Raw genomic sequence first — 22,109 nt, 5'->3', positions numbered from 1 at the left:
AGCGCTACCCTTCGTTCGTGGTCTGTTCGGTCGAAGTACGGTCGTCGTTAGCGGCGCCGTCCAGGTGAGCGGCAAGGTGGTCGCTCAAATCGGTGGTTTCAACAAAGTCACCGGCAGAAAGCCAGGTCGGTGCCTGCTCTTCCTCAGCGCCGAAGGTGTACTCAGCGAAAGCAACCTGGTCACCCAGAATGCCCAGCTTCGCGCCGTTCGAGGACTTGAAGAGCACAATGTCGCCGGGGCGGACCTCGGCGCGCAGAATCTGCTCTGCCTCTTCCGGGGTCTTCACCCAGGTCGCTTCATTACCCCAGGAGCCTTCCAGGTGAGCCGCATTGTAGGTGGGCTTCGTCTCGTCGCCCACAGCAATCAGCTTGGAAATGTTCATGCGCACCACGAGGCGGCCGATGCGGTCGTGCTCCTCCACGGAGGCGTCACCGAGCTCCAGCATGGCGCCCAGAACAGCCCAGGTGCGGTGCGGCTGACCGGTCGCAGGGTCAACGGTGCGGCCCAGCTGCGCCAGAGTGCGCAGTGCAGCCGCCATCGACTCAGGGTTCGCGTTGTAGGCGTCGTTAATGACGGTCACGCCATCGGCGCGGTCGGTACGAGCCATACGCCACTTCGAAGCTGCCGCTGCCTTATTGAGCGCGCGAGCAATCTTCTCACCGGAAATACCGCTGTTGTAGGCGACAGTCGCCGCAGCCAGCAGGTTGTGCACGTGGTGCTCACCGATCAGCTGCGAGGAAATCTCGTACTCGCTACCGTCAGGCAGGCGCAGAGTGAACTCGGGGCAACCGGCATCGGTGGTGCGCAGATTCAGTGCCGCCACGTAACGCTCGTAGGGCTGACCGTTCGCGCCGGTCTTCTCGCCCACGCCGAAGTACGTAATGGGTGCAACCGAACGCGACGCCATGCGTAGCACGCGCTCATCGTCAGCGTTCAGAGCCAGGGAGCCGGTCGGCTGAACGCCCTCAGCCAGCTCACCCTTGGTGCGCTCAATATTGTCCACGCCGCCGAACTCGCCAGCGTGCGCGGTACCAACCTTCAGGATTGCGCCGTGATCAGGGTGCGCAATATTCGCCAGGTACTCGATGTTGCCCACGTGGTCGGCACCCATCTCAATGACCAGGTAGCGGGTGGACTCATCCGCACGGAAAACGGTCAGGGGCACGCCCACCTCACTGTTGTAGGAGCCGACCGGGGCAACGGTCGGGCCCTCCGGGGTGAAAATGGCGGCAAGAAGGTCCTTGGTGGTGGTCTTACCGGCAGAACCGGTAATGCCGATAACGGTCAGCTCACCCTGAGCGCGCATCTGCTCAATGGAGTAGCGCGCCAAATCGCCCATCGCCAGCACCACATCGGGCACCTGGATGCTCGGGTAGGGCACGCCCTGCTCGTCGAGTACTTCACGCTCGACCAGCGCCAGGGTCGCGCCCCTCTCAAATGCCATGGGGATGAACCTGTGGCCGTCAGTGACCGCACCGGGCTTCGCCACGAACAGGGTACCGGTCTGCACCTCGCGGGAGTCGGTGGTGGCGAAGTCTGCGAACACCTGCTCCTCACGGCCCTCCAGGCCGATAGCGGTGCCGCCGGTTGCCTCAATAATCTGGGCGGCGCTGAGCTTAATCATTCTTCACCATACTTTCAGCGATCTTAGAGTCACTTTCATCGAGCATGCGCTGGTAGTCAGGCAGAATCTCGAAACCGTGCGCACGCAGGGCACGGGCGGTTTCAACGCGGTCGTCCAGGGCGATATCCACGCCGTCAACATCCTGTTCGGTTTCGTGGCCGCGGCCAGCAATCAGGATGGCGTCATGCTCGCCCGCCAGGGCAATTGCCGCATCAATAGCGGCGGCACGCGGAGAAATATTCAGGATCTGGGTGGCTCGGCGGTTCTCAGCCTTCTGCGCGCCCTCCTCAACGGCGGCACGAATCGGCTCGGGCGCCTCACCGTGCGGGTCGTCATCAGTCACAACCACAATATCTGCGTACTGTGCCGCAATCGCACCCATAATCGGGCGCTTGAGCTGGTCACGCTCACCGGTCGCGCCGAAAACAATCATGACCTTACCGTCGCCGGGGCGGTCCATTGCCTCCAGAGCGCGGGTCAGACCGTCCGGGTTGTGTGCAAAGTCCACAATCGCGTGCGGAGCCAAGGAAATCAGCTGCATACGGCCCGGAACCACCGGAGTCAGGGCCGAACCGGACGCCAGCTCAGGCAGCAGGCGCTCACGCTCAGCGGAGTCAGTGTCCAGGTACGCCATGAGAGCCGCCAGCGCAGCATTCGAAACGTTAAAGTCAGCGGGCAGACCGGTGTAGCATTCAACGCTCTCACCGACGCCATTAGCCACGTGGAAGCGGTGGCCCAGGCCTTCACGCTGAACCTTCACCACAGCCCAGTCGCGGGCACCAAACTCTGCGGGCACCTCAGCCAGACCGGCACCGCGAGCAGTCACCAGGCGGTGCACCTGCTGCGCACCCATCTGCTCGCAAGCGGCGGAGAACATCTTCTCGCCCCACTCGTCATCAGCAGTAATCACCGCAAGCTCAGCACGCTCAGGAGTGAACAGTTGCGCCTTCGACTCAAAGTAATGCTCCATGGTGCCGTGCAGATCCAGGTGGTCTTGGGTCAGGTTCGTGAAGCCAGCAACCGCATACTTCACGCCGTCCACACGGTGGTAATCAATCGCGTGCGAAGACACCTCCATCGCCGCGCAACGCACCTGATGCTGACCCATAATCGTCAGCAGAGAATGCACGTGAGGAGACTCCGGGGTGGTCATCTTCGAAGGAACCGACACACCATCAATCAGAATCTGAATAGTGCCAATCAGACCCGTCTTCACACCCAGGCCGGTGCGGAACACCGACTCCAACATGTAGGTGGAGGTGGTCTTACCGTTCGTACCGGTCACCGCGTAACGGTGGGTAGCGGGGAACGACGCCGAACCATAAATCAGCGCCGCCAACGGACCGACATACTCACGCAGGTTCTCAGTCACCAGGACAGGCACCGGCGCCTCACCCAGCAGCTGCGCACCGGCAGCATCCGTCAAAATAGCGGAAGCACCCAGCTTCAACGCAGCCTCAGCAAACTGCGCACCGTGCACCTTCGCACCGGGCAGAGCCACGTACAGGTCCTGCGGGCGAACGCCTCGGGAGTCCATGCTGATACCAGTGACCTCAACGGATTCACCAGATTCAGAACCCTGAACGCCGCTAGCCGGCTGGGAACTCACCTGAGCGCCCAAGCCCTGCAGATGTTCGCGAAGGTGCGCCAAACTCACCGGGTGCACAGAATTCGGGCGCAGAGTCTGAGCGTCGCCGCCCAGCAGGTTCTGGCCGGGTGCGTGAGATGCGGTATCCATCGTCCTTCTTTCCTCTCCGCTGTCCGAAGCGGTGAGCTCTGTATGGTCAATGCGCTCAAGGCACACAGGGTCATTCAATATTCTACGGTCTTTAGGCTTCGACAGGTGTTCAGTACCGGCGCTTCTTCATCACGAATCAGCTACCGGGCGCCTCTCCCCCGCTCACCTTTAGCTCGTCTTATTGGGGCTATCCTCAGCAAAAAGCGGAATCAACTCCGGTTCACCGGTAGAACGCGGCACATTATAGGTGTGCAGAGTCTTCTCCATAATCTTGGAGAACTCAGCCGTCGTACCGTTCGTACCCACGCTACCTTCAGGACGCTGCATGGTCACCGCCACCAAGAACTGCGGGTTCTCAATCGGCGCCACACCAATAAAGGAGGTCGTGTTGCCGTCGTAGCCGCCCTTCTCACTCGGAGCTTCCGCGGTACCGGTCTTACCGCCCACGCGGTAGCCGGTCACCTTCGCCGGACGGGCATGGCCCTGCTCCACCACGTTCTCCATGAGAGTCAGACAGGAGGCGGCAGTTTGCTCACTCACCATGCGTTCGCCAGGCTCCACGGCACGCTTATGTTCGGTACCGTCCGCGTCAATGATCGCGTCCACAATGCGCGGCTTCAGACGAACACCCTTATTGCCCAGCGCCTGGAAAATCATGGCGGTCTGCAGCGGAGTCTGCGCAACGCCCTGACCGAACAGCACCGTGTACTGCTGACGGCCGTCCCAATCACGCCAATCGGCGATCAGGCCCTGCTGCTCACCGGTCAGCTCAATGCCGGTAAACTCACCGACGCCGTACTTCTTCAACCAGTTGTAGCGCTCTTCCTTGCTGAGCTTCTGACCAACCAGCACCGTACCGGTGTTCATCGAGTCCGTAATAATGCCCGAGAAAGTACGCCGCTGCGCCCCGTGCTCAAACGCGTCCTTGAAAGTCTGGCCGTCAATCGTGAGGGTCGCGGGCACATCATACACGCTAGTCGGAGTCGTCAGGCCCTGCTCAATCAGCGCCGAAGAAGTCAGCATCTTCTCGGTCGAACCGGGCTCCACGTTCTGCGAAATAGCGCGCGGAGTCATGTCCGCCGCATCCTCAATGGTTGCCGCACCCGGGTCCATCGTAGAGGAATCAGCGAGAGCCAAAATGGAGCCGTCACGCACATCCATAACAATGGCGGTACACCATTCAGCCTTCAGCTCCTCAGCGCGGGCACGTACCACCTGCTGCGCAAAATACTGCACATCACGGTTAATGGTCAGACGAATATTCTTACCGTCCACCGCCAGGCGCTGCTCTTCCTTCGCCACGGGGATACGCACACCATCAGCACTAATCTCGTAGGTACGCTCACCGGGGGTACCGGCAAGCTCCTTCTCGAAGACACGCTCAATGCCCACCGAGAAGTTACGGGACACCGTGCCGCCCTTGCCGTTGCCGTCAGCCTCTTCAACAATGTTGTACTTGCCGACCACGGAGCCACCCACACTACCGTTGGGGTACAGGCGCTGGGAGAATGCCTCACCGTAGATGAAGGGCGCACCCAGAGCATCAATCTTATTGAAAATTTCCGGGGTGATATTTGCCTTAATCACCGAGTACTTGGAGGTGCCGTCCAGCTTGGACTTGATGAACTCGTCGGTAATGCCCGGGTCAACGGTCTTGAGAATATCGACCATCTCGTACACCAGCTGGTTGGGGGTGACCTCAATCTTCTGGGTGCGGTCCTCGTTGTAACGCTTGAAGGTCGCCACGGCGCTCTGATCTGCGGTCAGGTTATAACGCTGCACGGTACGCGCCATAACGTTACCGTTGATATCGAGAATCTGGCCACGCACAGCAGGCAGCACCTGCGAGCGCAGACGCTTCTGACGGGACGCATTCGCCACCGCACCGGGGTCAAAGCCCTGACGGATAAACAGGTTCGCACCGATAACGCCCAGAGCGCAGGTGGCTGCGGCGCCTGCGACGAAGCCACGGCGGGTCAGATCCGGCTGACCGGATGCCGATTCGTTCGCGTTCTTACGCGCGTCGGAGCTCATGCGGTGGTCCTTTCGCTGGTCTAGTCTATCGGTGATGCTACGCATCCTGTGGTCAATATTGTTTATCGTGCAGCTTGGCTTGCTGCGGGCTGCTGAGCGGCGCTCGGTGCGGTAGCAGAGCTAGCCGAGGCACTCGGTGCAGGCTGGGTCGGGTTAGCCTGCTGAGTGGGGTTGGCCTGCTGAGCGGGGCTTACCGAGGCGCTTGCAGATGCCTTAGCCGCCGCGCTCGCCTGGCCGTGGCGCTGCTGAACGGACTTATCCGCATCCACGATGCCCTTGGCGTAGCTTTCGTTCGATCCAGCTGCCGGAGGCGAAATCAGGTTCTCCTGCTTGTTTCCCTCAGCACCGGTCGGGCTTGCCACCGGGGCGGGGGTGCCCTCAATCGTGGAGGACTGCAGGTTCAGGGTCGCCTGCGAAGAGCTCACAAACATGCCCAGGGTACTGGCGCGTATCGCCAAATCCTGCGGAGCTTCCTTGAAGCCAATCTCCTGCTGCAGAGCCTGGTTTTCTTGCACAAGCTGCTGCTCCTGCGCGCGCAAATCCACCATGTCGTACTGTCGGGTCACAATCAGCACGTTGAGCAACAGAATAAAGACCAGGGTCAGCGGGATTGCCGCAAAAACAGCGAGCATGGTGGGCGGGCTGAGCTTACGGGCTCGGCGGCGCACGGTCGAGAGCGGGTGACGCGACTTCGGCTTCTCCTCGCGGGGCTCTTCGGTGCGGGCTGCCGCACGAACGCTCGAGGGCACACGGCTCGCATTCGTCGAGGTGCGCTTACCGCCGTGCGATGCTGCGGTGCTGACGGGGCGGACCACCGGCTGGGATGCGGTGACCGGCTCCAGACGCGCGGTGCGGGTACGACCGGAGTGGGCTCGAGTGGAGGCGCGGCTCGCCCCGGTAGAACCACCAGTAGAGGATGCGCGGGTAGAGCCAACGGCGCCGGGGGTGCCGGCGGCAGGGCGCGAGGAACCGGCGCGTCGACTCCGCGGGGCGCCCTGGGCGCGGGTGGGGCGCGGGGATGCGTGCTGGGTGCTCACTCTTCTTCGCTTTCTATTCTTCTACTTGGCGGGGATGCGGATCTTCTCGGCGGCGCGCAACTTGGCGCTGGCGGCGCGAGAGTTCTGTTCGATTTCCTCGTCGGTAGGCGGTTCGGCGCCGCGGGTAATGATTTTGACGGTGGGCTTGTGCTCTTCAAGCTCTACCGGGAAGCCCTTGGGTGCCTTGGAGGTTGCCTCTGCGGTCAGTGCCCTCTTGACGATTTTGTCTTCGAGGCTGTGGTAGCTCATGGCGACGAATCGGCCGCCGAGGTTGAGCGCCTCCAGGGCTGCCGGTACGGCGCGTTCGAGGGCTTCCAGTTCGTGGTTCACTTCGATACGCAACGCCTGGAAGGTACGCTTGGCGGGGTGGCCGCCGGTACGCTGCGCGGCGACTGGCACAGCCTTCTGGATAATGCGCACGAGCTCACCGGTGGTTTCCAGGGGTGCGTTGGCGCGGGCGGTACAGATGGCGCGGGCGATACGCGATGCGAACTTCTCTTCGCCCCAATTGCGGATAATGCGGCGTAGCTGATCTTCGCTGTATTCGTTGACGACGATGCGGGCGGTGAGCTCGTCTTCGGAGTTCATGCGCATGTCCAGGGGTGCGTCGTAGGAGTAGGCGAAGCCTCGGGTGCGTTCGTCCAGCTGCATGGAGGAGACGCCTAGGTCCATCAGGATGCCATCAATACCCTGCACGCCTGCGGTTTCCATAGCGCGGTCAATCTCATCGTAGACGGCGTGGACGGGCACGAATCGGTCACCGAAGCGCGCCAGGCGCTCACCGGCGATGGCGTGCGCTTGCAGGTCGCGGTCAATGCCGATGAGTACAAGGTTTTCGAAGCGTTCAAGCAGCGCCTCGGAGTGACCGCCCATGCCGAGGGTGCCATCAATAACGTAGGCGGTGCCGCGCTCCTCAACGGCGCGTTCAATGCCGGGTGCCAGCAGGTTAATGCAGCGGTCCAGCATGACGGGCACGTGACGTTCGCTGGCTTCACGCTGGGAGAGGTTCTCAATGGATGCGCCGGTGACCTTGGCGGCAGCGCCGGATGCGGTCGTACCGGTTTCGGGGGCGTGGTCTACGCTCATGGGTGCTCCTGTGAGAGTTTGTCCTGCGGGAAGGTTTACGGAAGAGTGGTGCGGTGGTGATAGAGAGATGCCGGGTGGTAGCTGCTACACCGGCAAAGCCGGTTAGAGCAGCGGGCTGAACGGGTCCTCGTCGAGGGAGGCAAATTCAGCTTCGGTGCGGGCGAGGTATTCCTCCCAGGCGGCTGCATCCCAGATTTCTGCGCGGGTTCCGGATCCGATGACGACGAGGTTGTCGGTCAGTCCTGCGTATTGGCGCAGTATCGGCGGGATGGTGATGCGTCCCTGCTTGTCGGGCAGTTCGTCTGAGGCTCCTGAGAGGAAGACTCGCAGGAAGTCTCGGGCGGCTCGTCCGGGCAGGGGCGCGGTGCGCATCCGCTCGTGGATGCGTTCAAATTCTGCGGCGGGGAAAACGTACAGGCATCGTTCTTGACCGCGGGTCAGAACGAGGCCTGCTGAGAGTTCCTCACGGAATTTGGCGGGAAGGATGATGCGTCCTTTGGCGTCCATTCGTGGCGAGTAGGTACCTAAGAACATTCACTTCACCTCCCCGATGTGTGCCCCTGATGTGTGCCATTGTGCTGAAGCCTGCGGGAGCGTGGTTGCTCCACGAATCCTGTAGGTGCCGGTGGCGGGGTGTGCCGGGCCGGCGCCTCCGCCGTCTGTTTGAGGGCACGGCGATAGGACTGACTTTCAGCTTTCCCCTCCACTTTACCCCACTTTCCACCACCTACCCCACCCGGCAGAGTATCTTTTAGTGTTTTTATGCTCTCTTCTGCATTTTTAACGCTGCCGCACAGCTTCTACACAGCTTCGGGCGTATCAGCTCAGCGTAATACCCTCAGCATGCCTGCCATACCCCGGCTCAAGTAAAGGCTCAATAACAGGGCAAGCTTCAGGAATCGGCGTGATTCGTCTACCAGCTTTCATAAAGCATCCACGCTTCACTATTTCAGGCATAGAAAAAGCGGAAGGTAAGAGAATTCTTACCTTCCGCCTGTGAAGTCTTGATGAAGTCTTAAGACCCTAGAGAGTACGGATGCTCAGCCACGAGAAATACTAGCCGTGAGAAAAACTATTGCACCAAAGCAGTACTAGAACTGGCCGTTATTGCGTTCGTCCCAGCGGTCCTCCAGACGATTCATGAAGGAGGAACGCTCCTTCTGCTCACGCTGACGCACGCGAGCTGCGCCCTCTGCCTTACCGCCGAGGAAGGAATCTACCGGGGTCTTCTTGCTGGTGGTCGCAAAGTACACGCCACCTGCCGCGAAGAGGAAGCCGAAGACACCCAGCCAAATCATATTCGATGCAACCGCACCGATAATGATGCCCAGGCCGATAAGAACGAAGAGAATACCGAGAGCCAGGTGGCGAGCGCTAAAGACCGGCGCGGTATTGCCAGTTGAGGACATGGAGGAGGCAAAGTGCGGATCCTCATTGCTCATGAGTTCTTCGAGCTGGTCCAGAACCTTCTGTTCACGCTCGGACAGTGCCATCGTTTTCTCCTTTGAGGTGTCGCTACTCAAGATGACGTCGGTATCAGCCGGGTTAGCTAGTGCATCAGGTGGCGCGGTGGGCGCTTCTTCCCGCTGTATGTCTCCGGTCGTATGTTTCCCATCGTACCGCGCGGAGTGGGGTTGGCGCATTCTTTTTCCGGACAGAAGCTCTTTATGACCTCTTTTCGTCAATGTTCTTCTCGGGCGCGGTAACTCCGGAGGCTGGTTTGAGGCTTTCCTGTGAGTACTTACGGTGAATCGCGTCCATGACGTGCTCAACCTCGGACCATCTGCCACTCTTCACGAGGCGGGCACCAGCCCCCGAGTGAGCGCCAGCTCCCGAGCGAGTACCGTTCTGCGGGCTATTGTCCGCTCCCCCTCCGCCTCGTTGTGCTGAGGCGGTTTGCGAGGAGGCGGTTTGCGCGGAGCGTGGGTTTGCCCCGCTCTCGATGGAGTCGAAGAGGGTTTGTTGCACCCCGTCTTCTGCGCGGGCAAGCTTTTCGGCGCGCACTCCGATGAGTCGCAGGGCGCGGGGTACCGCCTGCCCTACCACGATTTCATCTGCTCGCAGGGCTTCCACCACCAGGGAAGCGATCTGCATGCCGGAGTCCACGGGCACGTTTAGTGGGATAGCGCGGGTGTGCGTTTCGAAGGTGCTGTAGCGAATTTTGAGGCTGAGCCCTCCGGCGAGTTTCCCCGCGAATCGCAGGCGCTTTCCCAGTTTGAGACTCAGCTCCCGAATAGCAACGCTCACCTCCTGGGCATCGGTCGTATCCGTCTCGAAGGTGTGCTCGCCACCCATGCTTTTCTCTTCACGTTCGGTGATTACGGGGCGTTCGTCAATGCCGCGCGCCATGGCCCAGAGGTGCTCGCCCTGGGCGGTACCGAAGCGTTCTTTGAGCCAGTCCAGGCTCATGGACCTCATCTGGGCGATGGTGTGAATACCGTATCGGGAGAGCTGCTCGGTACTCTTCGCACCCACTCCCCACAGGTCGGAGACTTTTCTCGGGTCAAGAAATTCTTGAACGCGCTCGGGTGGAATGACCCACAGCCCATTCGGTTTACTGCCGGTGGACGCCATTTTGGCGAGTAGTTTATTGGGTGCCACCCCTGCGGAGGAGGGCAGGGAGAGCTCCTGTGCGATGCGGTCGCGAGCGCGCTGCGCCAGGGCGACGGGGTCTTGGCCGTGCAGGTAGGCGCCGGTGAGGTCCACGAAGGCTTCATCCACGCTGACCTGCTCAACGTAGGGGCTCAGGTCATGAAGGATTGCCATGACGGCGCGGGAGTAGTGCCGGTAGTCGCCACGCAGCGGCAGGACGGTGGCGTTGGGGCTGAGGTTCCGGGCGCGGCTGAGCGGCATCCCGGAGCGCACTCCGTGAGCGCGCGCCTCGTAGGAGGCGGAGCATACGACCGAGCGGGGGCCCAGGGGCGCCACGATAATGGGTTCGCCGCGCAGAGCGGGGTTTTCGAGGAGTTCGACGTTGACGAAGAAGGCGTCCATGTCCAGGTGCATAATGACGCGGCCGTTCCTTGCGCCGCTGTTCTTGCAGGTTCGCGTCTGCCCCATGTCGCCTCCTCTCATAGCTTCTACGCCCACCTACCGAAAATATAGCACATTTCTACGAACAATAGGGGTAGTATATCGTAAACATGTTCGCAAATGCGTTCTCTTGGGCTTTTCTCCACTAAGCTAGAAGAAGTGCACACCGCACGGCATCAGGACCGTACACAGCGACCACCAGCGAGGATAGTATGACTCCCCCTTCTCCTTCCGGAGCACCCACTCCCCAGGCGACCGAGAGCCTCACCGTAGCGGCACCGAATATCCCGGCGGATTCTGCGCACCTCGCCGAGCGTATTGCTGAAGAGCAGCGATCCTACCTGCACGCTTTTGACACTCTCATGGCTGAGTTTTTTACCCGCCAGCGCGAGCTGCTCGAGGGCATTTCCTCTGAGACCCTACCTCTGCTGGAGGCTATTGAGTCTCTCTCCACCGGCGGCAAGCGCCTGCGTGCCCTGTTGAGCTACTGGGGTTGGCGAGGTGCCGGCGGTGCACCAGTAACCGAGAACCGCACGTCCTGGTCTATTGTGAAGGCCGGCATGGCGGTGGAGCTGTTCCAGACCTCCGCGCTGATTCACGACGACATTATCGACCGCTCCGATACCCGCCGCGGCGCTCCCTCCGTGCACAAGCGTTTCGAGGCGGCGCACGAGCAGAATAGTTGGCGCGGTGATGCTTTCAACTATGGTCTGACCGGCGGTATCCTTGCCGGCGATCTGACCATGGCGTGGTCTGCCGAGGTTTTCGCGTCCCTGGGTGAGGGAGCGATTTATGGCGCTCCTGCGCGCACTATTTTTGACCGGATGCGCACCGAAGTTCTGGCGGGTCAGTACCTGGACGTCTACTCCGAGGTTCTCGAAACCGAGGACGCTCAGGCGGCTCTGCAGCGTGCCCTGAACGTGATTCGTTTCAAGTCCGCCAAGTACTCGTGCGAGCACCCCTTCACAATTGGTGGTGCTCTGGCTCTGCAGGCTGCCGTGCTGGAGAGCGGTGCAAGTGCCGTGAGCGAGCAGCACCCGGTACTTGCCGGTTACCGTGCGTTCGGCCTGCCGCTGGGTGAGGGTTTCCAGCTGCGTGATGACGAGCTGGGCGTCTTCGGCCAGCCCGAGGTGACCGGTAAACCCGCTGGCGATGACCTGCGTGAGGGTAAGCGTACCGTGCTGGTGGCGCTCACCTCCGCCGTCCTCGACGAGAAGGACGCGGCGCTTCTGCACAATAGCTTGGGCGACCCCGAGCTGAGCGATGAGCAGGTGGAGCGCATCCGCGAGCTGATGGTTTCTTCGGGTGCTTTCGCCAAGCATGAGCAGCTGATTGAGCAGAAGTCTCAGGCTGTGTTTGAGGCACTGGAGGCGATGAACCTGGACGAGCTGACGCATGCGGCGCTGACCGATATCGTGGGCCGTGCTCTGCGCCGCAAGGCATAGATGCGCTACGTCGCAAGGCGTAGAGGTTCAACACAGTTAGAACGTTAAATAGGTTGAGGCGGCATACCGAAGTATGCCGCCTCAACCTATTTAGCTATAGTACTGAGCCACTATTACCAAGCTGGTATTACCAAGCCAGTGCCTGCGCACGGCGACGGATTTCAGTCTTACGACCGTCAATCAGTGCGTCGATGGGACGGCCGGGCAGGGACTCGTCGCTGGTGTACAGCCACACGATAGCTTCTTCATCGCTGAAGCCGGAATCCTTCAGGACAGCGAGGGTGCCCTTGAGGGATTCGAGTACTCGCGAACCGTTCATGAACAGTGCGGGTACCTTGCGCACGTTGGTTTCCGGGTCGCGCAGCGCGATGAGCGTACCGTCAGAAATCAGGTTGTGAACGCGGGTCACCTTCAGGTCGAGGGCCTGCGCAATTTCGGGGATAGTTACCCAATCGCCGACGAGGGCGAAGGTCTGAGCAATATTTTCGTTAGTCACCTTTTAAGAGTGCCAGAGCTGGCACGTATTTACCACTTTTGACCCGCCGCAGGCTTTGGAGCCTTCCCATATATCTTTCGTTCTTGTGCCCTGCCCGTTGTTCTTGCGTTGGAGTCGGGTCCACCGGCACTTTGTAAGAATTCGCTGAGTGTTCACCTGCCCGGCGCCCTTTGGCATCGCTTCTGCCCAGGTGGGCGGGCTAAAATGTTGAGACGTATGAATACTCCCAGCCCACGCCGGTTTTCTCCCGTGAACCCTCGTTCTTCTGCAAATACTTCTGTTCCTCCTGCCACTCGTCCCGCTGCCCCGGATACCGCTATTGGTTCTTCGCAGTGGCTCAGTGGCGCCATTATTGAGGGTCACTACCAGGTGGGTTCGCTTATTGGCCGCGGCGGCATGAGCGAGGTGTATTATGCGCTGGACCTGTGGTCGAATAACCCGGTTGCGCTCAAGGTTCTCTCCCCCGCTCTGGCTGAGGATGCAGCGAACCGTCAGAAGTTCCACCGTGAGGAGCGCTCTATGCGCCAGGTGGGTGGCGGCGGGCATACGGTGGGCGTAATTTCGTCGGGTACCGAATATTTTTCGGGCCAGATGGTCATGTATATCGTGCTCGAGTATGTGCACGGTTGTACGCTGAGCCAGCTGTTGCGTGTGCGTAATGCCCTCTCGCTGGGCGAGGCGCTGGACATCCTCATTCCGGTCGTGGAGGCGCTCTCGGAGGTTCATGCGAACCGCTACCTGCACGGCGATATTAAGCCGGGCAATATTCTTCTCGACGCTAACGGCCAGGTGAAGCTCACGGACTTCGGTCTCTCCCGCCGTGACGATCAGGTGGATGCTGGCGCCCCCATGGGAACCCCCGCCTACGTGGCGCCGGAGGTTCTGGACCCGAAGGTGAAGGTCGGCGCGCAAGCCGATATTTTTGCGCTCGGCGTGATGATGTACCGCATGCTTTCAGGTCGTCTGCCCTTTGTGGGTCTGGAGAACGACCAGCAGGTGCTCTACCACAACGCGAATATTGAGATGCCCGCGCTGACCGATGTCGCGCCGGGTGCGGACCGCGATATTGCGGGGCTGATTTCGTGGTGTACCCGCAAGCAGCCTCACGCCCGCCCCGAGGATGCGACTGAGCTGTTCACTGCTCTGCTGGAGATTTCTGAGTCGCTGGGTGAGCATGAGCGAGCCTGGCGTGCCCCCTCGTGCCCGGAGCCGGAGCTTCCTCTCTGGGAGGCCGTCGCCGATATTGCGGAGCGTAGCGGCGCCGCGCAGATGGTGCGTAACACCCCGATTAGTGCTTTTAGCGATGCCCGCGATCTGCTCGCCTACGATGTCTACTCCCCCGACAGCCTCGTGTACGATGCCTCGACGGCGGGTCAGGGCGTGCACCTTGCCGACGTGGATGCTGAGGACTCCGTGCTCAACCGCCAGGGCATTCCGCCTCTAGTGAGTTCTGCCTCCGATAATGACGATTCTGACACTGATCAGGAGAAGGAAGGCTCAAAGGGCAAATCCGGCAAGCATGGTCTGGGTTCGTTCATGGGCCGCCGTACCGCCGCGGCGAAGGGCCCGCTGACTCAGTCCGTTGGCATTGGCCCGCAGACGGAGCAAGAGTTCATCTCAGCTAACGGCGAGTACGCCCCAATCCATGCGGAGCGTTCGTTGAGCCCCTCCGGCACGCGTCGTTCGAAGTCTAAGGGCTCAGCAAACGCAACTGAGGCTTCAGAAGCTGATGAGAGCGCTTCTTCTCAGGAGTCCGAGCAGTCTTCGCAGAAGGATCCTCGCCTACCCGCCAAGCAGTTTAGGACCCCGCCCTCCGGTATGGCGGTGGGCGGTTGGGCTCTGGCGCTGATTCTGCTGGGCATGGGCTCGAGCTTTACCGGTTGGTGGCTTGCGACCTCACTGGTGCAGTCGCAGTGGTGGCGCAATATTGAGGCGTTCCTGACCTTCTAGTAGTGTCCCCCCTCGAGCACTCCGTCCTCGCCTGTGCACTCTGTCCTCGTCTTTGCAGTGCGCAGGTTAAACGCAATGCCCGGGTCTTCACTCACTATGAGCGAAGACCCGGGCATTGTCGTGTCTACTGCTCCCCGCCAACTATCGCGGCGAAAAGCATGAACGTTTTATGCGCGGTTCTTGAGGTACTCGGAGACCAGGAATGCAATTTCCAGGGACTGCGAGTGGTTCAGACGCGGGTCGCACAGGGACTCGTAGCGGTCTGCCAGTGCTGCCTCGTCGATGGCGTCGGAGCCGCCCAGGCATTCGGTCACGTCGTCGCCGGTCATCTCTACGTGGATACCGCCGGGGAACGAACCCAGCGCCTCGTGCACCTCGAAGAAGCCGCGAACCTCGTCGAGCACGTCGTCGAAGCGGCGGGTCTTGTAGCCGGAGGGCACGGAGATGGTGTTGCCGTGCATCGGGTCGGTGACCCAGACGACCTTCGCACCTTCAGCCTGCACGCCCTCAACGATTGCGGGCAGCTTCTCGCGGATGTTCTTCGCGCCCATGCGGGTGATGAAGGTCAGGCGGCCGGGCTCGCGGTTCGGGTCGAGCTTGTCGATCAGTGCGAGTGCATCCTCAGCGGTGGTGGTCGGGCCCAGCTTCACGCCGATGGGGTTGCGGACCTTGGAGAGGAAGTCTACGTGTGCATCGTCGATGCCGCGGGTGCGCTCGCCAATCCACAGGAAGTGTGCGGAGGTGTCGTAGGGCAGATGGGTACGCGAGTCGATGCGGGTGAGGGCACGCTCGTAGTCCATTACCAGTGCTTCGTGGCCGACGTACATGTCGGTGGTCTTGAGGGCTTCGAAGTTCACGCCGCATGCTTCCATGAACTTGAGGGCGCGGCCGATTTCGTTGGCGGTCTTCTCGTAGCGCTCATGCGCGGGGTTGGAGGTGAAGCCGCGGTTCCACTGGTGCACGGCGCGCAGGTCTGCGAAGCCGCCCTTGGTGAAGGCACGGATCAGGTTCAGGGTGGAGGCACTGGTGTGGTAGCCCTGCAGCATGCGCTTGGGGTCGTGTACGCGGGCTTCGGGGGTGAAGTCGAAACCGTTGACGGTCTCGCCGCGGAAGGAGGGCAGGGTGACGTCGCCGCGGGTTTCCATGTCTGCGGAGCGCGGCTTGGAGAACTGGCCCGCCATACGACCCATCTTCACCACGGGCATGGAGGCGCCGTAGGTGAGCACAGCAGACATCTGCAGGATGGTCTTGACGCGGCCGGAGATCTTATCGGCGGTTGCACCCGCGAAGGTTTCTGCACAGTCGCCGCCCTGCAGGAGGAATGCGCGGCCTTCAGCAACCTCACCGAGTGCCTGGCGCATGGCGTCGACCTCACCGGCGAAGACGAGCGGCGGTACCGAGTTCAGCTCGGCGATGGTGCTCTCAAAATCTTCGTGCTCGCTCCAGGTGGGCTGCTGGTCAATGTGCAGCTGACGCCAGGTGTCCAGGCCGTGGTCGGGGGCCTGCGAGGTGCTGAGGTTTTGATTGCTCATCTTCACTCCATTGGGATGGTCTTGTGCGTTTTCTGATTCAGCCGCCGTTTCGGGTGCTCGGCGCGCCGTGTGCGGCGTGCTGGCTTGCGATTCTTCAGGCTGAATAGACCTAATTGTACTCTTGCTTGCTTCAACACCTAACCCTGCGCTCAGGTATATCTCACATGTTTAGATAGCGCCACCCGGTGTCGGCGATACGCGGGGTGAAAAGCGCCCTGACAGAACGGCATACGAAAGGGCGGGATGCGGCACGTACCGCATCCCGCCCTCTGGCGCATGTGTGTATCTGTCGTATGTGTGCACCCGGGGTGCTGTCTCAGGGTGCTATCTCAACGTTTAGCGTTGCAGGTGTGCGACCGCCTCATCAGCGCTCATGTTTTTATCGGCCATGAGCTTCTTGACGCGGTCGGCGTACACGTCCACGTATTCCTGGCCGCTGAGGGCACGGATCTCGGAGCCAATACGGTCGGCGATTTCACGCTGAACGCGGTGGCTCAGGTCTGAGCCGTCGGTGTATTCCTCGAAGGTGAGGGGCTTGCCGATAATGGTGCGCACCTGGATGGGCTTGCCGTCGTGGCGCAGACGGATACGGTTCGAGCCGGAGGGCTGAATCAGGTCGGTACCGATCTGTCCGATGGGCACTACGGGTACGCCTGCTTCAACTGCGAGGCGGGCGACACCGACCTTGGGACGGTAGCCGCGTCCGTCGGGGCTACGGGTGCCTTCGGGGTAGATGCCAATCACGCCGCCGTCCTTGAGGACCTGCGCACCGGCGTTGAGGGATTCCTGGCTCTTCTGGCCGCCGGAGCGGTCCATGGGAAGCTGGCCAACGCCTCGGAAGAACGCCGCCATGGCGCGGCCCTTCACGCCGGGGGTGGTGAAGTAGTCGCTCTTGGCGAGGAAGTTCACGGTGCGCGGCATGGCGAGAGGAATAAAAATGGAGTCGCAGAACGCCAGGTGGTTGCTGGCGACGATGTAGGGTCCCTCGGGCAGGTTCTCCAGGCCAACCACGTCGTGGTGGTACAGTCCCTGCAGCAGGGGTGAGCCAAGAACCTTGAGCGTTGAATAGAGGGCGGTGTTAGACATTGGGGTCTCCTCTCTGAATGTTCCCGGCTCAATTCTAGCGTGTCTGGAGAGGCGCGAGAGAACGCGTGATAATTAAAGAAAAGAGAACGATTTTTCTGCGCACCGGTGTATTCGGGTGCGCTGGAGGCGATATACCAGCATCGGTGCTGTATCTGTGGTAGCCGGTCAGGGTACGCTATAGAGCCTCACCTGCGCTCATACTCGCGCAGGTTGGCGGAGGAGGACCATGAGCATTTTCGATAATTCACTGGAGCCGCTCAAGCGGATGCGCCGCAAGGCTCGCGAGCGCAGGCTTCTAGCAACCCAAAATGTTAAGGAATCTTTGGCGCGTCGCCTCGGGGAAGAGCAGGATGCGTTCGACCACTCCCCTGTTTCTTTTAGTCCTGACCCGGCGCAGCATTCCGTGGGTATTTTGCTGGTGCACGGTTTTACGGGTTCACCGCATAGCATGCGCCCGGTGGCTCAGCGTTTTATGGAGCTCGGTTACGCAGTGGAGATGCCTGTGCTGACTGGGCATGCGACCCGTTGGCAGGATTTGCGTGATAGCACGTACCAGCAGTGGCTGGATTCTGCTGAGCGGGGGTACCGCCGCCTGGCTGAACAGGGTCTGCGTGTGGTGGTCATTGGTATGTCGATGGGCGGCACGGTGGCGACTCACCTGTCGGCGCGTCTGCCGGTGGCGGGTACGGTGCTGATTAACCCCTATATGGTGGATGTGAATCCGATGATGCGCCACGCCGGTAAGGTGTCGAAGGTTCTGCCGATGCTCAAGGCGATTGGTTCCGATATTGCGGTTCCTGGCGTGAGCGAGGGCGCGTATTCTATCGTTCCGACGGCGGCGGTGCATCAGTTACATCTTTTGGGCGCTGAGACGCGTGCACTGATTCCGCAGTTGAAGGCGCCGGTTCTGTACGCGCGTTCACTGGGCGATCATACTGTGTCGGATAGCTCCCACAAATATTTTCTCGAACATTGTTCAGTTCCTGTAGAATTTAGGTGGCTGACCCGCAGCTACCATGTGGCAACGCTCGACTACGACGCCGAGTATCTTTTCTCTACTGTTCAAGCTTTTGTCGCATCCCTAAACCACTAAATTCTGACAGTTCCGCCCGCTGCACACCGGCGAATGCATCACCCGCCGCGGCGAGCAGAACAACCAGAAAGCCATCACGGCACCTCGAGCATTCGAGGACAGCCCGCGGCCCGGACCGCCCGAGCTTACGCCCTGATTCGAAAGGCGCATTATGAAAGTCTTCTCCACTCCCGCTGAGGTTCTTGTCGACCCCTCACTGAACCTGACAAGCATTGTTGAGCGTCACCGAGCCGACAGCTCCAACCCGGTGCTGTACCGCCGTCAGATGTCTCCGGGTAACTGGCAGCCGATTCGCGCCCAGCAGTTCCACCAGATGGTAACCGACCTAGCTAAGGGCATGATTGCTGCGGGCATCCGCCCGGGTGACCGTGTGGGCATTATGAGCCGCACCCGCTTCGAGTGGACCGTCATTGACTTCGCGATTTGGTACGCGGGCGCCATCTCCGTGCCGGTGTACGAGACCAACGCACCCGCACAGGCGGCGTGGGCGCTCGCCCACTCGGAGGCTACCGCCATCTTCGTTGAGGATGAGAAGCTTCTGGCGCGCATCGCGGAGGCTGAGGAATTCGCCTCCACGACCCAGGAGCCCATGCAGTTGAAGCACCGCTGGGTCATTGAGAACGGCGACCTCGATACCCTGAGCACTCGCGCCTCCGAGGTAAGCGATGAGCAGCTGGAGCAGGTACGTTCCGCAGCCGGTTGTGACGACCTCGCGACCATTGTGTACACCTCCGGCACAACCGGTCGCCCTAAGGGTTGCGCACTGACTCACGGCCACTTCCTGAACCTGATCGCCAACACCAGGCTGGTCGAGCCCGAGATTGCGAACTCCCGCAACTCCTCCATTCTTTTCTTGCCGCTGGCGCACGTTCTGGCGCGCCTGATTCAGGTTCTGGCGCTGGACGCTGGCCTGGTTATTGGTCACTCCCCCAACATCAAGAACCTGGCGTCTGACCTGGATAGCTTCAAGCCGACCATGCTGCTGGTGGTGCCCCGCGTCTTTGAGAAGGTGTACGAAGGTGCCATGGCAAAGGCGGCTAAGGGCGGCAAGTTCAATAAGTCTCTGTTTGAGCGTTCCACCGATATTGCGGTGCGCTGGTCGCAGGCGAAGGTTGAGGGTCGTGTGCCCCTCAAGCTGGCGGCGCAGTACGCTCTCTACGACAAGCTGGTCTACTCGAAGCTGCGTGCGGCTCTCGGCGGCGAGCTACGTTACGCGGTCTCCGGCGGCGGTCCCCTCGGCGAGCGCCTGGCTCACTTCTTCCACGCGGTGGGTGTGCAGGTGGTGGAGGGTTACGGTCTGACCGAGACCTGCGCCCCGATTGCGGTTGGCCGCATCAACCCGTACCAGATTGGTATGCTTGGTCCGCTCATCCCCGGTTCCGAAGGCTACATTGCTGAGGACGGTGAGCTTCTGGTTCGTGGCGTGGGCGTGATTAGCAGCTACTACAAGAACCCCGAGGAGGACGCTCATGCGTTCACCGAAGACGGCTGGTTCCGTACCGGTGACCTGGCTCGTTTCGATGAGCGAGGCTACCTGAAGATTGTGGGCCGTAAGAAGGAAATCATTGTCACCGCCGGCGGTAAGAACGTGATTCCGGGTATTGCGGAGGGTCATTTGCGCACTTCTCCCCTGGTGTCTCAGGCAATGCTGGTTGGCGATGAGAAGCCGTTCATTTCAGCGCTGGTGACCCTAGACCCTGATACCTTGCCCGAGCAGCTCGAGCATCTGGGTCTGCCGCGTTCGCTCTCCATTCCGGAGGCTGCGGTTCACCCGGCGGTCCGCGCCGCGATTCAGAAGCTCGTGGATGAGGCGAACCAGCTGGTTTCCCGCGCCGAGGGTATTCGCGAGTTCCGCATCATGAACCGTGACCTAACCGAGGAAGATGGTTACCTGACTCCCTCGCAGAAGCTGCGCCGCGCGAAGATTCTGCAGGATTTCTCCTCTTACGTGGATGAGATGTACGGCAAGGTTTCCGATAGCACGTCGGATTCTTTGGCTCGTCTGCAGGAGTACGCGGCGGAGCAGTCTGAGAAGTTCGCTGAGCTGCGTGAGCAGGCTGCTGAGCGTCTGCACGAGTACGCGGATCAGCAGACGGAGCGTCTTGCTGAGTTGCGTGAGCAGGCTGCCGAGAAGTTCGAGGAACTACGCGAGCAGGCGGTTGAGCGCATGCAGAAGCCGCAGGAGGATAAGACCGAAACGAAGGAAGACGCCGAACGGTCTGAGAAGACTAACGACGATTCCGAGCATGAGACCGCTACCCCGGCTAAGGGTGTAGAAGCTAAGAAGGCAGATACTCAGCGTTCTGAAGGCGAAGACTCTTAGTCGTCACTAACTGATTGTGAATATATATGTGAGGAGGGGGTCGTACCGTTTAGGTACGACCCCCTCCTCTATGTTTACCTCAACGCTCAGAGCCTGAGCCCTTGAGCGGTATTCTTTGAACCGCTTGGTACTAGTTGGCGGGCTCGTCGAATTCCAGGCCGAGCAGCGCGTTCTCAATGATTTCGGTCAGTGCCGGGTGGATCCAGTACTGGCCGCGTGCGAGGGTGCGCGCATCCATGCCGAAGCTCATTGCCTGCAGTAGCGGCTGGATGAGCACGGAGGATTCTTCACCGACCAGGTGCGCACCGAGCAGCTCGCCGTTGTCCTTGCGGGCAATCAGCTTGCACAGACCGATCTTGTCTTCCATTGCCCAGCCGTAGGCGGTGTCGCCAAAGTTCTGTGCCTTGACGGTAATCTCGAAGCCTTCACGCTCAGCGGCCTCGCGTGCCTGCTCTTCGGTCATGCCGACCACAGCGATCTGCGGGTTGCTGAAAACCGCGCCGGGTACGTAGCGGTGGTCGCTGGCACGCAGATCCTCGGGGTGGCTGAGGTTGTGCTGCACAACGCGGGCCTCGTGGTTTGCCACGTGCTTGAGCTGGTAGCGGCTGGACACGTCGCCGAGGGCGTAGACGCCGGGTACGGGTGCACCGTTGTAGAGCACGCGCTGGTACTTATCGACGCTGAGCTGACCGCCGTCCTGTACGTCGAAGTAGTTCTTTGCGTTGAGGGTGTCGGTGTTGGGGCGGCGACCGGTTGCTACGAGCACAGCGTCTGCCGGGATTTCGAGCAGTTCTTCACCGTTCTCGGTGGTGCGCTTCGCTACGACGGTTACGCTACCGTCGGCGTTCTCACGGATCTCGGAGAGGGACGCATCCTTGACGATGTTCCACTGCTTGCTTGCGGCTTCTTCGAAGCGTGCCACGACCTCTTCATCCACGCCGCGCAGCAGGCGGGAGGAGCGGTTCAGCTGGGTTACTTCGGTGCCGAATGCGGAGAAAACGTGGGAGAATTCTGCCGCAATCACGCCGCCGCCGATGACAACCATGCGGGCGGGCAGTTCGTCCAGGCGCATGACGTTGTCGTTGGTGTAGACCTTGGAGGAGTCGATACCGGGCACGGGAGGCAGCACGGCGCGCGAACCTGCCGCAATGACAATCTGGCGGCCCTGCAGGCGGGTGCCGTCGGTCAGCTCAACGGTGTGGGAGCCGACGAAGCGCGCGTACTGGTCGTAGAAATCGACGTTGGGCAGACCGGCACGCCATTCGCGGCCGCCTTCAACAATCTGGTCAATGCGAGAGGCAAAGATGCGGTCACGAATCTGTGCCCAGTGCACGGCGTCTACGTGTGCGTCGACGCCCAGGTGCTTGACCTCGCGGGTCTTCTGCGCGATAGTCGCCGGGTAGACGTACATCTTAGTGGGGATGCAGCCAACGTTCAGGCAGGTGCCGCCGAAGATGCCGCCGTCGATGAGGGCGACCTTCTTGTCGTCCCATTCGGGGCCGATGAGGGTGTTGCCGGATCCGGAGCCGATGACGATGAGGTCGTATTGTGCTACGCCGTCAATGCGTTCTACGTTCTCGATGCTCATGTGGTCCTCTCGTTGTTGGTGTTGAGGCTGGGCTCGTTCCCAGC

The 22,109-nt window shown here is 60.9% G+C and carries 16 protein-coding genes; 4 read left to right on the top strand and 12 right to left on the bottom strand.

Features of this window, described 5'->3' with window-relative positions; genetic code table 11:
• Positions 1–4 precede the first annotated feature (4 nt).
• The 8 genes from ROTMU0001_RS01485 to dinB form a co-directional block, all read right to left on the bottom strand.
• Entirely contained in the window at positions 5–1,624 is a 1,620-nt protein-coding gene (locus ROTMU0001_RS01485) for a UDP-N-acetylmuramoyl-tripeptide--D-alanyl-D-alanine ligase (RefSeq protein WP_005507746.1), read from the bottom strand.
• Positions 1,617–3,362 (bottom strand): Mur ligase family protein, encoded by a 1,746-nt coding sequence (locus ROTMU0001_RS01480; RefSeq protein ID WP_005507745.1) that lies wholly within the window; start codon positions 3,360–3,362, stop codon positions 1,617–1,619. The genes ROTMU0001_RS01485 and ROTMU0001_RS01480 overlap by 8 nt, the downstream gene beginning before the upstream one ends.
• A gap of 168 nt (positions 3,363–3,530) precedes the next feature.
• Positions 3,531–5,396 carry a peptidoglycan D,D-transpeptidase FtsI family protein gene (locus tag ROTMU0001_RS01475; protein ID WP_005507744.1) on the bottom strand — a complete coding sequence of 622 codons (1,866 nt, stop codon included), beginning with the start codon at positions 5,394–5,396 and terminating at the stop codon, positions 3,531–3,533.
• Between the two features lie 62 nt (positions 5,397–5,458).
• The gene (ftsL, locus tag ROTMU0001_RS09235) at positions 5,459–6,433 is read right to left on the bottom strand and encodes a cell division protein FtsL (protein ID WP_005507743.1); all 975 of its coding nucleotides are present in this window, start codon (positions 6,431–6,433) and stop codon (positions 5,459–5,461) included.
• A 21-nt stretch (positions 6,434–6,454) separates the two neighbouring features.
• A complete protein-coding gene (rsmH, locus tag ROTMU0001_RS01465) occupies positions 6,455–7,519 on the bottom strand; it encodes a 16S rRNA (cytosine(1402)-N(4))-methyltransferase RsmH (RefSeq protein ID WP_005507742.1) in 1,065 nt (354 codons plus the stop codon).
• 102 nt (positions 7,520–7,621) lie between these two features.
• A complete protein-coding gene (mraZ, locus tag ROTMU0001_RS01460; protein WP_005507741.1) occupies positions 7,622–8,053 on the bottom strand; it encodes a division/cell wall cluster transcriptional repressor MraZ in 432 nt (143 codons plus the stop codon).
• Between the two features lie 557 nt (positions 8,054–8,610).
• On the bottom strand, positions 8,611–9,012 hold the full coding sequence (locus ROTMU0001_RS01455; protein WP_005506566.1) for a DUF3040 domain-containing protein: 402 nt from the start codon (positions 9,010–9,012) through the stop codon (positions 8,611–8,613).
• Between the two features lie 172 nt (positions 9,013–9,184).
• Positions 9,185–10,579 carry a DNA polymerase IV gene (gene dinB, locus ROTMU0001_RS01450; RefSeq protein WP_005507738.1) on the bottom strand — a complete coding sequence of 465 codons (1,395 nt, stop codon included), beginning with the start codon at positions 10,577–10,579 and terminating at the stop codon, positions 9,185–9,187.
• Between the two features lie 185 nt (positions 10,580–10,764).
• On the opposite strand from dinB, the gene ROTMU0001_RS01445 reads away from it, so the two are divergent.
• Complete coding sequence (locus ROTMU0001_RS01445; protein WP_005507737.1) at positions 10,765–11,997, top strand: polyprenyl synthetase family protein; 1,233 nt, start codon at positions 10,765–10,767, stop codon at positions 11,995–11,997.
• A gap of 127 nt (positions 11,998–12,124) precedes the next feature.
• Here ROTMU0001_RS01445 and ROTMU0001_RS01440 read toward each other — a convergent pair whose 3' ends face one another.
• Complete coding sequence (locus tag ROTMU0001_RS01440) at positions 12,125–12,493, bottom strand: Rv2175c family DNA-binding protein (RefSeq protein ID WP_005506572.1); 369 nt, start codon at positions 12,491–12,493, stop codon at positions 12,125–12,127.
• A gap of 249 nt (positions 12,494–12,742) precedes the next feature.
• Here ROTMU0001_RS01440 and ROTMU0001_RS01435 point away from each other — a divergent pair, with 249 nt between their 5' ends.
• On the top strand, positions 12,743–14,443 hold the full coding sequence (locus ROTMU0001_RS01435; protein WP_005507735.1) for a serine/threonine protein kinase: 1,701 nt from the start codon (positions 12,743–12,745) through the stop codon (positions 14,441–14,443).
• A 167-nt stretch (positions 14,444–14,610) separates the two neighbouring features.
• Here the strand turns inward: ROTMU0001_RS01435 and ROTMU0001_RS01430 are convergent, their stop codons facing one another.
• Complete coding sequence (locus ROTMU0001_RS01430; protein ID WP_005507734.1) at positions 14,611–15,975, bottom strand: class II 3-deoxy-7-phosphoheptulonate synthase; 1,365 nt, start codon at positions 15,973–15,975, stop codon at positions 14,611–14,613.
• Positions 15,976–16,311: 336 nt separating this feature from the next.
• A complete protein-coding gene (locus ROTMU0001_RS01425; protein WP_005507733.1) occupies positions 16,312–17,061 on the bottom strand; it encodes a lysophospholipid acyltransferase family protein in 750 nt (249 codons plus the stop codon).
• 226 nt (positions 17,062–17,287) lie between these two features.
• Here ROTMU0001_RS01425 and ROTMU0001_RS01420 point away from each other — a divergent pair, with 226 nt between their 5' ends.
• Both ROTMU0001_RS01420 and ROTMU0001_RS01415 read left to right on the top strand, forming a co-directional pair.
• A complete protein-coding gene (locus ROTMU0001_RS01420) occupies positions 17,288–18,154 on the top strand; it encodes an alpha/beta hydrolase (RefSeq protein ID WP_005507731.1) in 867 nt (288 codons plus the stop codon).
• Positions 18,155–18,305: 151 nt separating this feature from the next.
• Positions 18,306–20,477: an AMP-dependent synthetase/ligase gene (locus tag ROTMU0001_RS01415; protein ID WP_005507730.1), complete on the top strand. Its 2,172-nt coding sequence runs from the start codon at positions 18,306–18,308 to the stop codon at positions 20,475–20,477.
• A gap of 130 nt (positions 20,478–20,607) precedes the next feature.
• Here the strand turns inward: ROTMU0001_RS01415 and ROTMU0001_RS01410 are convergent, their stop codons facing one another.
• Positions 20,608–22,065, bottom strand: a complete 1,458-nt coding sequence (locus ROTMU0001_RS01410; protein WP_005507728.1) for a mycothione reductase — start codon at positions 22,063–22,065, stop codon at positions 20,608–20,610.
• Positions 22,066–22,109: the final 44 nt, after the last annotated feature.

The organism is Rothia mucilaginosa ATCC 25296 (assembly GCF_000175615.1).
Lineage (GTDB): Bacteria > Actinomycetota > Actinomycetes > Actinomycetales > Micrococcaceae > Rothia > Rothia mucilaginosa.
This window is presented reverse-complemented; position numbering and strand designations above follow the sequence as displayed.

What these genes read in the sequence shown, in the direction of transcription:
- ROTMU0001_RS01430 (WP_005507734.1), bottom strand. Translation starts at nt 15,975, where the DNA reads ATGAGCAATCAAAACCTCAGCACCTCGCAGGCCCCCGACCACGGCCTG.
- ROTMU0001_RS01420 (WP_005507731.1), top strand. Translation starts at nt 17,288, where the DNA reads ATGAGCATTTTCGATAATTCACTGGAGCCGCTCAAGCGGATGCGCCGC.
- rsmH (WP_005507742.1), bottom strand. Translation starts at nt 7,519, where the DNA reads ATGAGCGTAGACCACGCCCCCGAAACCGGTACGACCGCATCCGGCGCT.
- ROTMU0001_RS01455 (WP_005506566.1), bottom strand. Translation starts at nt 9,012, where the DNA reads ATGGCACTGTCCGAGCGTGAACAGAAGGTTCTGGACCAGCTCGAAGAA.
- ROTMU0001_RS01480 (WP_005507745.1), bottom strand. Translation starts at nt 3,362, where the DNA reads ATGGATACCGCATCTCACGCACCCGGCCAGAACCTGCTGGGCGGCGAC.
- ROTMU0001_RS01445 (WP_005507737.1), top strand. Translation starts at nt 10,765, where the DNA reads ATGACTCCCCCTTCTCCTTCCGGAGCACCCACTCCCCAGGCGACCGAG.
- ROTMU0001_RS01415 (WP_005507730.1), top strand. Translation starts at nt 18,306, where the DNA reads ATGAAAGTCTTCTCCACTCCCGCTGAGGTTCTTGTCGACCCCTCACTG.
- ROTMU0001_RS01475 (WP_005507744.1), bottom strand. Translation starts at nt 5,396, where the DNA reads ATGAGCTCCGACGCGCGTAAGAACGCGAACGAATCGGCATCCGGTCAG.
- ROTMU0001_RS01485 (WP_005507746.1), bottom strand. Translation starts at nt 1,624, where the DNA reads ATGATTAAGCTCAGCGCCGCCCAGATTATTGAGGCAACCGGCGGCACC.
- mraZ (WP_005507741.1), bottom strand. Translation starts at nt 8,053, where the DNA reads ATGTTCTTAGGTACCTACTCGCCACGAATGGACGCCAAAGGACGCATC.
- dinB (WP_005507738.1), bottom strand. Translation starts at nt 10,579, where the DNA reads ATGGGGCAGACGCGAACCTGCAAGAACAGCGGCGCAAGGAACGGCCGC.
- ROTMU0001_RS01425 (WP_005507733.1), bottom strand. Translation starts at nt 17,061, where the DNA reads ATGTCTAACACCGCCCTCTATTCAACGCTCAAGGTTCTTGGCTCACCC.
- ROTMU0001_RS01410 (WP_005507728.1), bottom strand. Translation starts at nt 22,065, where the DNA reads ATGAGCATCGAGAACGTAGAACGCATTGACGGCGTAGCACAATACGAC.